Source organism: Proteus sp. ZN5, from assembly GCF_011046025.1.
Taxonomy (GTDB): domain Bacteria; phylum Pseudomonadota; class Gammaproteobacteria; order Enterobacterales; family Enterobacteriaceae; genus Proteus.
This window is the reverse complement of sequence record NZ_CP047639.1, coordinates 178,429-191,529: the sequence shown is the minus strand read 5'-3', so window position 1 is coordinate 191,529 and position 13,101 is coordinate 178,429. Positions and strand designations below refer to the sequence as shown.

Here is a 13,101-nt window from a genome sequence, read left to right as displayed (position 1 = left end):
ATGCGTAAAGTTATCGCTGTTGTTGCAGTTATTATTTTAGCGTTGTTGTACTCTTCTGTGTTTGTCGTTCAACAATATGAGCGTGGCATTATTTTACGCTTTGCAAAAGTTGTACGTGATGCTGAAAATAAACCCGTTGTTTATGAACCAGGTCTTCACTTTAAAATTCCATTTATTGAGAATGTGAAAAAACTGGATGCGCGTATTCAAACTATGAATATCCAGCAAGACCGTTTCTTATCAGGTGAGAATAAAGACTTATTAGTCGATTCTTATCTGAAATGGCGTATCAGTGATTTCAGCACCTACTATCTGGCAACAGGTGGTGGTAACACAATGCAAGCTGAAACTTTATTGCGTCGTAAGTTCAGTGACCGTTTACGTTCTGAGATTGGTCGTATGAGCGTAAACCAGATTATTACGGATTCTCGTGGTCGTTTAACCATTGATGTTCGTAATGCACTGAATGAAGGTACTCCTTCTCGTGATTCAAGCGCTGCTGATGATGCAATTGCGATTGCAGCTAAAAAAGTGGCTGAAGAAACTAAAGGCCAAGCTCCTGCTATCAACATGAACAGTATGGCGGCTTTAGGTATTGAAGTAATTGACGTTCGAATCAAACAAATCAACTTACCTATGGAAGTTTCTGAAGCGATTTACCAGCGTATGCGTGCAGAGCGTGAAGCCGTTGCTCGTCGTCACCGTTCACAAGGTCAAGAGCAAGCAGTGAAAATTCGTGCAGCTGCTGATAAGACTGTAACAGAGACACTGGCTGAGTCTGAGCGTGAATCATTACGTCTTCGCGGTGAAGGTGATGCACAAGCAACCAAACTATTTGCTGATGCATTCAACCAAGATCCAGACTTCTACGCCTTCATTCGTAGCTTACGTGCTTATGAGAAGAGCTTTAACCAAGATGGTAATGACGTCATGGTGTTAAGCCCAGATAGCGATTTCTTACGCTATATGAAAGCACCAACAAAAGCGCGAGCGATTGAAGAGTAATTTCTAAACGCGTTAAACCGTTTGAGTAAATAATAAAATCCTCCACCTTAAAAAGTGGGGGATTTTTTTTGATATCAATAAGATAAAGCTCGTAATCAAACTAAGAAATAAATAATTGTGCATAAAAAGATGAAAATTTACGCTTAATGGTTTCCAAAATGGTTTTAGCTGGGATAGTATAAAGTGAAAATTGCATTTCAAGATAAACCTTCGGCAATTCCGAAGCGTCTTCTTCGCCGTTTTCACTTTTATGTCACTCTGCTTCCTGTTTTTGCGATCAAAACTGTTGATAAAAGTCACAATACGTTTGTGATGCGAACTTTTCGGGCAAAAATATTGACAATGGCAAGATAATCTATTGCTTAAAAGCGGGGATGACATAATTAGATAAAATCTACTGTAACTCTTGAATTGAGATGGTAGAATCCTTTTTTAAGCAACCGAGTGTATTTTGAAATGAGTAATAACGTTGTCGTATTGGGCACCCAGTGGGGTGACGAAGGCAAAGGCAAGATAGTCGATTTGCTGACAGAACGCGCTAAATATGTTGTTCGCTACCAAGGTGGCCATAACGCGGGTCACACTCTAGTCATCGACGGTGAAAAAACCGTTCTTCATTTAATCCCATCAGGCATTCTCCGTGAAAATGTTGTTAGCATCATAGCAAACGGTGTCGTTTTATCACCGGAAGCGCTGATGAAGGAAATGACCCAACTTGAAGATCGTGGTATTCCTGTTCGTTCTCGTTTACTTCTGTCTGAAGCTTGCCCATTAATCCTTCCTTATCACATCGCATTAGACAATGCGCGTGAGAAAGCTCGTGGCGAAAAAGCTATTGGTACAACAGGCCGTGGTATCGGTCCTGCTTACGAAGATAAAGTTGCTCGTCGCGGTTTACGTGTTGGCGATCTGTTTGATAAAAAAGCGTTTGCACAAAAACTCAAAGAAATCATCGAATACCATAACTTCCAACTGGTGAACTACTACAAAGTTGAACCTGTAGATTACCAAAAAACCTTAGACGATATCATGGCAATAGCTGATATTCTGACGGGTATGGTTGTTGATGTTTCTGACTTACTGTACAAAGCAACACAAAATGGTGAGTTAGTGATGTTTGAAGGTGCACAAGGTACTTTATTAGACATCGACCACGGTACTTATCCGTATGTAACCTCTTCAAACACAACCGCTGGTGGTGTGGCAACAGGTTCAGGTTTAGGTCCTCGCTATGTTGGTTATGTATTAGGGATCATCAAAGCTTACTCTACTCGTGTAGGTGCAGGTCCATTCCCAACTGAATTGTTTGATGAAGTGGGTGACTTCTTACGTGAGAAAGGCCAAGAATTTGGTGCAACTACAGGCCGTAGTCGTCGTACTGGCTGGTTAGATATCATCGCTATTCGTCGCGCTGTTCAAATCAACTCACTGTCTGGTTTCTGCATGACTAAACTGGATGTGTTAGATGGTCTGAAAGAAGTGAAACTGTGTGTAGGCTATCGCTTACCAAACGGTGAAGTGATTGATACAACACCTTTAGCAGCTGATGATTGGGAAGGTATCGAGCCTATCTATGAATCAATGCCAGGCTGGAACGAAACGACATTTGGCGTGAAAGATCACGCTCAACTGCCACAAGCAGCACTGAACTACATCAAGCGCGTAGAAGAGTTAACAGGCGTTCCTGTTGATATCGTTTCTACTGGCCCAGACCGTTCAGAAACCATCATTCTCCGTCATCCATTTGATGCATAATCTGCATTAAATTGGTTTGATGTGAAAATCGTCCCTGAAAATGACAGGGGCGATTTTTTCGTATTTGTTTGTTGGTTAAGTTGAGATAGAAATACGCGTTACACACATAAGATAAGACAGCTTTACACTCGGTTTTGCTTCTGTTTTATCAGTAATGCGTAAAAAACAATAAGACAATGTTATTGTTGTAGAGTCAGAAATAGAAAAGCGATCTGTTGAAAATCGACAGTATCGCTTTTTCTTTGCCTGCGATGTCGCTATTATTTTGCTAATAGTCAAGTGAGAGATGGAAATAACCCACTTTTGAGCATATCTTTGCTAAATGTCCAAAAATTAAACATAATATTGCTTAATAAAATGATATTCTCATTAATAATTACTTATCCCTTAACGACTTTGATAGGGAAAACCACTTTTCAGAGGTCATTGTGCAATTAACCAGTTTTACAGATTATGGATTGCGGGCATTGATATATATGGCTTCATTGCCAGAAGGCAAAATGACAAGTATCACTGAAGTGACACAAGTCTATGGCGTCTCACGTAACCATATGGTGAAAATTATTAATCAACTTAGCCATTTAGGTTTTGTTGAGGCTATTCGTGGTAAAAATGGAGGGATCCGTTTAGGCAAGCCTGCAACAGACATCATTGTGGGTGACGTTGTTCGTGCTTTAGAGCCACTTTCATTAGTAAACTGTAGTGCTGAGTTTTGCCACATTACCCCAGCTTGTCGACTGAAACTGGTGTTGAATCAGGCAATTGAGCAGTTTTTGAAAGAGTTAGACCGTCACACACTCGCAGAGCTAGTTGAAAATAATAGCTCCTTATATAAATTGTTATTAGAAGATGTTTGAGTCTACTATTTCATCAAATCTGATAGCTTGGAGGTCATAATGTCAAAAGATCCTTTTCAGGATAGAGAAGCAGAAAAATACGCCTCTCCAATTGCTAGTCGTGAATATATTTTAGAAGAAATGAAAAAACGCACGGCACCAATGAGCCGTGAAGATTTAGCGCAGGCGTTAAAAATTTCAGGTGAAGAAGACTTAGAAGCGTTACGTCGCCGTTTAAGAGCGATGGAGCGTGATGGTCAATTAGTTTTTACCCGTCGCCAGTGCTACGCATTACCTGAACGCCTTGATTTATGGAAAGGCAAGGTAATCGGTCACCGCGATGGTTATGGTTTTTTACGTGCAGAAGGTCAAAAAGATGACCTTTATCTTTCACAAGATGAAATGAAAAAAACCATGCATGGCGATGTTATCCTTGCCCAACCTTTAGGTATGGATAGAAAAGGTCGTCGTGAAGGTCGTGTTGTTCGTGTTATTGAACCGAGAAATAACCAAATTGTAGGTCGCTATTTTATTGAGTCAGGTATGGGATTTGTTGTACCTGATGATAGCCGTTTAAGCTTTGATATTCTTATTCCTAAAGAGGATATCATGGGCGCGCGTATGGGAAATGTGGTGGTGGTTGAGATTACAACAAGACCAACTCGACGCACGCAAGCAGTAGGTCGTATTGTTGAGATCTTAGGTGAAACCATGGGAACAGGTATTGCGGTAGAAATCGCATTACGTACTCATGAGATCCCGTATACATGGCCTGCAAAAGTGACAAAAGAAGTCGCTGATTTAAAAGAAGAAGTGCCTGAATCCGCTAAAGAAGGACGTGTTGATTTACGTGATTTACCTTTAATTACTATTGATGGTGAAGATGCGCGAGACTTTGATGACGCCGTTTATTGTCAACGTAAAAAAGGTGGCGGTTGGCGTTTATGGGTTGCGATTGCAGATGTTAGTTATTATGTACGCCCACAAACAGCGCTAGATACAGAAGCACGTAGCCGAGGAAACTCTGTTTATTTCCCTTCTCAAGTTGTACCGATGTTGCCAGAAGTTCTGTCTAATGGATTATGCTCACTAAACCCACAAGTTGACCGTTTATGTATGGTCTGTGAGATGACCGTTTCTGAGCAAGGACGCCTTTCTTCTTATAGATTCTATGAAGCGGTGATGAGTTCTCATGCTCGAATGACCTACACCAAAGTGTGGAAAATCATTCAAGGTGATGAAGAACTGCGTGAGCACTATAAGCCTATCGTTAAAGATATTGAGCATCTGTATGAGTTATACCAAGCATTAGATAAAGCGCGTGAACAGCGCGGTGCAATTGGTTTTGAATCAGAAGAAGCGAAGTTTATCTTTAATGCCGAGCGCCGTATTGAGCGTATCGAGCCAGTTGTTCGTAATGATGCACACAAATTGATTGAAGAGTGCATGATCCTTGCTAATATCGCAGCCGCTCGCTTTGTTGAGAAAAACGAAGAACCTGCGCTTTACCGTATTCATGATAAACCAAAAGAAGACAGCGTCCTGAATCTACGCTCTGTCTTTAATGAATTAGGTTTAACGCTGCCTGGTGGCTTAACACCAGAGCCTGCAGATTATGCGCGTGTCATGAAAGAGGTTGAAGACAGACCTGATCGTGAAATGTTACAAACCATGATTTTGCGCTCAATGAAACAGGCAATTTACGATCCTGAAAATCGAGGGCACTTTGGTTTAGCATTAAAATCTTACGCACACTTTACCTCACCAATTCGTCGTTATCCTGATTTAGCCTTGCATCGTGCAATTAAATATCAGATTGCGAAGGAAGAAGGTCATGGTTCACAACGTTGGACACCAACGGGTGGTTACCATAGTGATATGGACACCATGTTGCAATTAGGCGAGCACTGTTCTTTAACAGAGCGCCGTGCTGATGAAGCCACTCGAGATGTTGCTGACTGGCTGAAATGTGACTTTATGCTGGATCAAATTGGTCAACAGTTTACCGGTATTATCACTAGCGTAACGGGCTTTGGTTTCTTTGTTCGCTTAAATGATCTGTTTATTGATGGTCTGGTGCATGTTTCTACATTAAATAATGATTACTATCAGTATGATAATGTAGGGCAACGCTTAATTGGTGAGTCTTCAGGACAAGTCTATCGCCTTGGTGACGAAGTAGAAGTAAAAGTTGAAGCAGTGAGTATGGATGAACGTACTATCGACTTCTCTTTGATTTCAACAACACGCACCGCGCGTAATCCAGGTAAAACAGCTCGTGTTCGTAGTTTAAAAGGTGAAAAAGACAAGAAAAACGCAAGTTCTAGTAAGTCTCGCCGCCGTGATGCAAGCAAAGATAAAAACTTTGAGCCAGATAGTGCCTTCAAAAAAGGTAAATCATCAGGTCGAGGTAATGCGAGCAAAGACAAAGCCGTAAAAGACCAAGTTGCGAAAGATAAAGCAAGTAGCAAACGTAAGAAAGCATCATCACAAACCAAAAAGATAGAAGCAAAACTTAAAGCTAAACGCGCAGCCAAACGCGATAACGCATAACGTTTTATTCTTCTGATTCTTTTTTAAAAGGCGGAGACCCCGCCTTTTATCTGTTTTGTGCCTTTTATTTTTTAATGAGTAAGCACCGCTATGAGCGAAGAAATTATTTATGGTATTCACGCAGTAACCGCATTACTTGAGCGTGATCCTGCACGTTTTAAAGAAGTTTATGTATTAAAAGGGCGTGAAGATCGCCGTTTAACACCTGTTATTCATGAATTAGAAGCACAAGGCATTCTGGTTCAAGTCGCTAATCGTCAATGGTTAGATAGCCAAACTGAAGGTGCTGTTCACCAAGGTATTATTGCTAAAGTAAAACCCGGTCGTCAGTATCAAGAACAAGATTTACCAGACTTATTAGCTAAAGTCGGTACACCTTTCTTATTAGTGCTAGATGGCGTGACTGATCCCCATAATTTAGGGGCTTGTTTACGTAGCGCTGATGCAGCCGGTGTACATGCTGTTATCGTTCCAAAAGATCGCTCCGCACAATTAAATGCAACAGCCAAAAAAGTGGCTTGTGGTGCAGCAGAAAGTGTTCCTTTAATTAAAGTGACTAACCTTGCTCGTACACTGCGTTTCCTGCAAGAAGAGAACGTTTGGATTGTTGGTACAGCAGGCGAAGCAGACCATACTTTATATCAAAGCAAACTCACAGGCCCAATGGCATTAGTGATGGGCGCTGAAGGTGAAGGTATGCGTCGTTTAACACGTGAGCATTGTGATGAACTGATTAGTATCCCGATGGCGGGTACAGTCTCATCACTTAACGTCTCTGTGGCAACCGGTGTTTGCTTATTTGAAGCGATGCGCCAGCGTATTAACGTAAAATAATCGCTTAGTTTATTTTATTCTCTATACTCCCTTGAGTTTTATTGACCGCGGGGGTATAGTTACGCGTCAATTTTTTCAGTCACAACTTAAACAAGTTCCTTGCCTCCATGGGTGGTGACTGACCCTGACAGGAGGCTGATAAATCCGTAAGGAGCAATATCAAATGCGTCATTACGAAATCGTTTTTATGGTTCATCCTGACCAGAGCGAACAAGTTCCGGGCATGATTGAGCGTTATAAAACCGCTATCACTAATGCAAATGGTCAGATCCACCGTCTAGAAGACTGGGGTCGTCGTCAATTAGCTTATCCAATCAACAAACTGCACAAAGCACACTACGTTCTGATGAACGTTGAAGCTCCGCAGGAAGTGATTGATGAACTGGAAACTACTTTCCGTTTCAACGATGCCGTTCTCCGCAACATGATTATGCGTACTAAACACGCAGTAACTGAAGCTTCTCCAATGGTTAAAGCAAAAGACGAACGCCGTCGTGATATCGCTGATGACCTAGATGATGAAGATGAAGTTGATGATGTAGCAGAGGATTCTGAAGAGTAATTAGTGCTGTGACGGCTAATAATCATTTGGTGCTAACTGGCACAGTGTGCAAAGCATTAATTCGAAAAGTTAGCCCCGCTGGGATCCCGCACTGTCAATTTGTTATTGAACATCGTTCAATACAAGAAGAGGCGGGATTAAAAAGACAATCATGGTGCCGAATGCCCATTATTGCTAGCGGGAAAGCGTTACAAGCAGTTACTCACAGTATAACGGTCGGCAGCCAAATCACCGTTTCTGGATTCATTAGTAGCCATCAGGCGCGAAATGGATTGTTTAAATTGGTGCTTCATGCCGAGCAGATTGAATTGATAGATTCTGGAGACTAGCCATATGGCACGTTATTTCCGTCGTCGTAAGTTCTGCCGTTTCACAGCAGAAGGCGTACAAGAGATCGATTATAAAGATATCGCTACGCTGAAAAACTATATCACTGAAAGTGGTAAAATTGTACCAAGTCGTATCACCGGTACTCGTGCAAAATACCAGCGTCAGCTGGCTCGTGCTATCAAGCGCGCACGCTACCTGTCTTTATTACCTTATACTGATCGTCATCAGTAATAGGTATATAGTCCATTAATGACTTGTAGAGGATAAGGTAATGCAAATTATTCTGCTTGATAAAGTAGCGAATCTGGGTAGCCTGGGTGATCAGGTTAACGTAAAATCGGGTTATGCTCGTAACTATTTAATCCCACAGGGTAAAGCTGTTTCTGCGACTAAGAAAAACATCGAGTTTTTCGAAGCGCGTCGTGCTGAGTTAGAAGCTAAATTAGCTGAAACTTTAGCAGCAGCTGAAGCTCGTGCAGCGAAGATCAATGCACTGGGTTCTGTCACTATCAGCTCTAAAGCGGGTGACGAAGGTAAACTGTTTGGTTCAATCGGTACTCGTGACATCGCTGATGCAGTAACTGCAGCTGGCGTTGAAATGTGTAAGAGCGAAGTTCGCCTGCCAAATGGCGTTCTGCGTACTACTGGTGACCACGAAGTTCACTTCCAAGTTCACAGTGACGTATTCGCTGAACTGAATGTTATCATCGTTGCTGAATAATCTCTGATTAAACAGTTAATGTTGATAAAGAAAAACGCCAGCTTAGCTGGCGTTTTTTTTGGGATAAATTAAATCTCTTCTTACTATGGTGTGCGGTAATAACTTCCATCACTCAAACGAGTGTAAGTGATAACAGTACCGGCGCTATTTGTCACTTCTAGCATACTGACATCACCTTGCGGGTTACGTTGTAAACGAATAGCTTGCCCTGAGCGTAATTGGCTTAATGATTTCTGTTGATCTTCTGATTTCGCCATAGAGAATGCATCATTGACAGGGAGTTGATTGTCTCTAAACAGTTGCGCTAAGGTTTGCCCCTCTTTAATGGTATAAGTTTGCCATGTTTGCGCTGGTGTTGATTGAGTGTCTTGTGGTGGTGTTGTTTGAGCAACATTTTCCTCTGGATCATTTGTCGTTGGATCCCCTATTGATGGAGAAACCGCGGGATCGGTATTTAAGCTATTTTGCGCTTGAGGGATTGAGGTTTGATAAGTTGGATCATTTGTTGATACTGATGGTGAAATAGGCACAGGAAGATCATGCGTCGATGATGACGGCTGAGGTGGCTCACCATTATTTTCACTTGTTGGCCAAAAAAATACGACCAATAAAACAATAGCAATAACTAGTATTGCCCGACGATGTAAGCCAGGGAATTTGCCCATATTCACCTCATTATTGATCTGTGAATCAGTATTATGAATTGCTGTAACATCTTTTTTATTCCTTGTAGCCATACTAGCACGAACCATGATCCTAACCTGCTCCCTGAATTCTTTTCAGAATTATCTATTCGCTCTAACAGTTAATGTTCTTTATTTCCTTGATGGTTAACTAAAAATAGTTTCATGCGTTGATACACATTTTTATCAGTTTCTATGGTTAAAGCCTGCGTTAATTCACCATAAAGATCATGAGGTAATAATGTGTCAGACCATGTTGAAAGAACATTCAGCGCCATATTTCTATCACGCAATGTCGGACTACGTAATTGCCTTTTGATAAGTGACCAGCCGATACCGGGAAAACCACCAAGATCTTGCATTATATATTCAACGGCATGATGGAGCTGATATTCAGAGTGGGGCGTTATTAATGGATCATCTGTGCTATCTAATGCTGTTAATTCAATTTGTTGTTCTGCAAGTTTAACTACTCTTTCTATTTTGTGAGAAGCATCCGTTTGCATTAATTGGTGCCACCAATCCGCCTTGGGATTCTCTTTTTGTAGTGAAAAGAGTAATTCCCAGATATCAAGGCGAAGAGATTTAGCGACAAGGCTTGCTTGGTAATTTTTTGAGCGAGATGGATTTTGTAATGCTTCAATAATGAGAGTTGACCATTCAGGTTTTTGAATAATATTTTGCGAAGCAGAGATAATTTGTTGTTGGCAATGATCGTTCCAGCCGAGAGACTCAAGCAGTAACCAATCTTCACCACTATTTTGCACAAAATCAGCAATTTCACAGACACAATAAAGGAGTTTTAATTCTTTTGGAGGCAAAGTATCAACTTGTGAAATAAAAGCGTTGCATGCTTGCGGGCCCTCTACATAATCATAAATATCTTTTGCGGGACCGCCATTAAGCAATGCACGTAAAAGATCGCTACAACCAAGTAATAGTTCATTATCTAAAGGATGCGTATTCAGCATCTCTAATAGCGCCCCTTTTGTGACACAGTCATAGGCGACATACTCAGTCATTACATTATTTTTATACCCTTCAGTCAGTAGCCAATAGCGATTATTAACAGACAGTGTTGAAGGTAAATGCTCGATAAACTGGATGCGTCCCCAGCCTTTAGTTCGTTGACCTAGAGAGTGTAAAAAAGGCTCAAATTCTTCACAAGAAAGACGCTGTTTTAGCGAACGAATAGCATAAAGGGTAAATTCAGGATGTAGAGCAAACAATAAGAGTAAACGCTGAGAGGTATTATCATTAAATGATCCTAATAGCCCTAAAGCTATTTTGATAGGATTCTTATCAGGACTTAACTTTAAGATCCACAAGATCAATTGAAAATAGATCTCATGATTAACCAGTGCTTCATCTTGTTCTATTTTATCTATCAATGCGGAAAGATAGGTAATGGGAGCGAGTTTATCTTGGTTGGCAATTGAATAAAAAGAAGCGATATGTTCTTTATCAGGTAAAAGAACGACATGCTTTATTGCATGATAAAGTGACTGCGCAAATTCTTCACATGTCTTTTGAGAAGGTTGTTGTTCAATTGCTCGGCCTATTCGTTGGTGCAAAATAATACCTTCCCGAGCACCTGCTGACCAACTAAAAGGTATTGAATCATCATCAGGTTTTGTTTTTAAGTGAGCGTCTGACAATAGATTTAATTCATCAGGTAAAGGTGTATCACCTATTTCATAAGGTGCTAACAGCGAAAGAATTGAAGGAATAGAAGATGGACAAACGTTAGGAAAGTCTATTGTGAGGTCGATAGACAGAGGTGACTTACTGAAAAGCTTATCACGCCAATTAGTCATAATAAATCCTATTTGTTTTGCCGTCTTAGTATAACTTTAGCGGAAAATAGAAAAGCTGGATAAAAAAAGCCAGAAAATCCACTTATATCACCTAAAAGAGACTCATCTCAAACACACTTCCCTTCTTGAGATAGAAAAACAAATCAAAAAAAACTGGTCAATAAAATTAAAAAGCAGTACATTAATGCAATTCAATATTGTTATATTATAACATTGCAAATAAATGGGGTTTATTATGAAACCAGGTATTCATCCTCAATATCGAACAGTGATTTTCCATGACACTAGTGCAGATGCTTATTTTAAAGTGGGTTCAACCATACAAACGGAAAAAACAATAGAGTATGAAGGGCAAACATATCCTTATGTAACACTAGATGTCTCCTCTCAATCACACCCATTTTATACCGGTAAGCAAAAGACACATTCTCAAGAAGGTAATGTGGCACGTTTTAATAAACGTTTTGGTCAATTTATTAAGTAAGGAAGAAAAAATGCAGGTATTAAGTTCGTTGAAAAGTGCTAAACAACGCCATCCAGATTGCAAAGTGGTGCGTCGCCGTGGCCGTATTTATGTAATTTGTAAGTCAAATCCACGTTTTAAAGCCGTTCAGGGGTAAAGTCATGCAAAAACCAGTTCTTTCTTGTATTTTAATTATGGGGCTATTGGGTAGTGCAATGTCAGTTTTAGCACATGGCCACCATCATGAAAAAGTACAAACACAAGCTCAACGAGATGCCGCTAATGGAGTTTTTGAAGATAAGGATGTCCTTGATCGCCAAATTAGTGATTGGGATGGAGTATGGCAATCTATAGAGCCTTATCTTCTCAGTGGTGAATTAGATGAGGTTTTACAGAAAAAAGCAGAAACCAAAAAAGATAAAACGATAGAAGAATATCGAGCCTATTACACACAAGGATATAAAACTGATGTGGATATGATTGGTATTGAAAACAATATCATCGAGTTCCATCGGGGAGAGAAAGTCGATAGCTGTGAATATCATTATGATGGTTATCGTATTCTACATTATGAGTCTGGTAAAAAAGGGGTACGCTATCTTTTCCGCTGTGATGATGCCAAAAGCCAAGCGCCCAAATTTATTCAATTTAGCGACCACATTATTGCACCAGAGAAAGCAGGGCACTTCCATTTATATATGGGCAATACATCGCAAGATGAATTACTTAAAGAATTAAGTAATTGGCCAACATATTACCCTTATTCGATGAAAGCAGATGATATTGTTCACGAAATGCTTTATCACTGATTTAAGTGGAATATATAGAAAATAAAGTAATAAAAATCTTTAGCAAAGGAGTGCTAGATTTTTTTTAATTAATTATTTGATATAAAAAGAACAATAAAATAATTCATGTGAAAGCCATTTGATTGGTAACTATACTTATGTTTATTTGGTGATAAAATAAATTATATCAAATTAAGTTTCTTCATTTTTATTATCTAATATATGTAATTAATTATTGATTAATTTTTTTAAAAGGAATTTTTATGGCATATCCTATTTATCTAACTTTAAAAGGAAAAGTCCAAGGGTTAATTTCTGTAGGTTGTTCATCTATTGATTCGATAGGAAACCGTTACCAACTTAATCATGAGGATGAAATTCAAGTTATTAGTTTAAATAATAGTTCTGTTCGTGCACAAAATGCATCTTATCAACCAGTTATATTTACTAAGCCTATAGATAAATCATCACCATTACTTTCAACAGCTTTAGATAATAACGAAGTCTTAGAAGCAATATTCACTTTTTATAGAACAAGCCAACATGGGCAACTTGAAAAATATTATGAAATTAAATTGACTGAAATTTCTCTAATTGAGGTTTCTGATATTTTTCCTGATTCAATAAATGATAATGAATCAATGCCATATCAACGTATTCAAATGAAATACACCTCAATATCCAGGGTTCATTTGGTTGCTAATACATCAAGTTATAGTATTAACAGTGACATGATTTAATAAGCTTTAGTTCA

General features: G+C 39.6%; 15 protein-coding genes. 13 read left to right on the top strand and 2 right to left on the bottom strand.

The features are described from left to right. From hflC to rplI, 9 genes are all read left to right on the top strand, one after another. Positions 1-1,005, top strand: a complete 1,005-nt coding sequence (gene hflC / locus GTK47_RS00920) for a protease modulator HflC (RefSeq protein ID WP_109394711.1) — start codon at positions 1-3, stop codon at positions 1,003-1,005. 456 nt (positions 1,006-1,461) lie between these two features. Continuing rightward, the gene (locus GTK47_RS00915) at positions 1,462-2,760 is read left to right on the top strand and encodes an adenylosuccinate synthase (protein ID WP_072069601.1); all 1,299 of its coding nucleotides are present in this window, start codon (positions 1,462-1,464) and stop codon (positions 2,758-2,760) included. 428 nt (positions 2,761-3,188) lie between these two features. Next, the gene (gene nsrR, locus GTK47_RS00910) at positions 3,189-3,617 is read left to right on the top strand and encodes a nitric oxide-sensing transcriptional repressor NsrR (RefSeq protein ID WP_036939470.1); all 429 of its coding nucleotides are present in this window, start codon (positions 3,189-3,191) and stop codon (positions 3,615-3,617) included. 39 nt (positions 3,618-3,656) lie between these two features. After that, a complete protein-coding gene (gene rnr, locus GTK47_RS00905; RefSeq protein WP_165121846.1) occupies positions 3,657-6,149 on the top strand; it encodes a ribonuclease R in 2,493 nt (830 codons plus the stop codon). 102 nt (positions 6,150-6,251) lie between these two features. After that, entirely contained in the window at positions 6,252-6,983 is a 732-nt protein-coding gene (gene rlmB, locus GTK47_RS00900; RefSeq protein ID WP_165126424.1) for a 23S rRNA (guanosine(2251)-2'-O)-methyltransferase RlmB, read from the top strand. 163 nt (positions 6,984-7,146) lie between these two features. After that, positions 7,147-7,545: a 30S ribosomal protein S6 gene (rpsF, locus tag GTK47_RS00895; RefSeq protein ID WP_023583607.1), complete on the top strand. Its 399-nt coding sequence runs from the start codon at positions 7,147-7,149 to the stop codon at positions 7,543-7,545. 8 nt (positions 7,546-7,553) lie between these two features. Beyond that, positions 7,554-7,874, top strand: coding sequence for a primosomal replication protein N (gene priB / locus GTK47_RS00890; RefSeq protein WP_006535746.1), 321 nt, complete (start codon positions 7,554-7,556; stop codon positions 7,872-7,874). A gap of 4 nt (positions 7,875-7,878) precedes the next feature. Beyond that, the gene (rpsR, locus tag GTK47_RS00885; protein ID WP_000135199.1) at positions 7,879-8,106 is read left to right on the top strand and encodes a 30S ribosomal protein S18; all 228 of its coding nucleotides are present in this window, start codon (positions 7,879-7,881) and stop codon (positions 8,104-8,106) included. A 40-nt stretch (positions 8,107-8,146) separates the two neighbouring features. After that, complete coding sequence (gene rplI / locus GTK47_RS00880; RefSeq protein ID WP_023583606.1) at positions 8,147-8,596, top strand: 50S ribosomal protein L9; 450 nt, start codon at positions 8,147-8,149, stop codon at positions 8,594-8,596. 83 nt (positions 8,597-8,679) lie between these two features. Here the strand turns inward: rplI and GTK47_RS00875 are convergent, their stop codons facing one another. Both GTK47_RS00875 and GTK47_RS00870 read right to left on the bottom strand, forming a co-directional pair. Beyond that, on the bottom strand, positions 8,680-9,348 hold the full coding sequence (locus GTK47_RS00875; protein WP_165121845.1) for a LysM-like peptidoglycan-binding domain-containing protein: 669 nt from the start codon (positions 9,346-9,348) through the stop codon (positions 8,680-8,682). A 53-nt stretch (positions 9,349-9,401) separates the two neighbouring features. Further along, on the bottom strand, positions 9,402-11,096 hold the full coding sequence (locus GTK47_RS00870) for a hypothetical protein (RefSeq protein ID WP_165121844.1): 1,695 nt from the start codon (positions 11,094-11,096) through the stop codon (positions 9,402-9,404). A 235-nt stretch (positions 11,097-11,331) separates the two neighbouring features. On the opposite strand from GTK47_RS00870, the gene GTK47_RS00865 reads away from it, so the two are divergent. From GTK47_RS00865 to GTK47_RS00850, 4 genes are all read left to right on the top strand, one after another. Further along, positions 11,332-11,580, top strand: a complete 249-nt coding sequence (locus tag GTK47_RS00865; protein WP_099076377.1) for a type B 50S ribosomal protein L31 — start codon at positions 11,332-11,334, stop codon at positions 11,578-11,580. A gap of 10 nt (positions 11,581-11,590) precedes the next feature. Beyond that, on the top strand, positions 11,591-11,716 hold the full coding sequence (gene ykgO, locus GTK47_RS00860) for a type B 50S ribosomal protein L36 (RefSeq protein ID WP_165121843.1): 126 nt from the start codon (positions 11,591-11,593) through the stop codon (positions 11,714-11,716). Between the two features lie 4 nt (positions 11,717-11,720). Next, on the top strand, positions 11,721-12,368 hold the full coding sequence (gene zinT / locus GTK47_RS00855) for a metal-binding protein ZinT (RefSeq protein ID WP_165121842.1): 648 nt from the start codon (positions 11,721-11,723) through the stop codon (positions 12,366-12,368). A 242-nt stretch (positions 12,369-12,610) separates the two neighbouring features. After that, on the top strand, positions 12,611-13,087 hold the full coding sequence (locus GTK47_RS00850; protein ID WP_165121841.1) for an Hcp family type VI secretion system effector: 477 nt from the start codon (positions 12,611-12,613) through the stop codon (positions 13,085-13,087). Positions 13,088-13,101 lie beyond the last annotated feature (14 nt).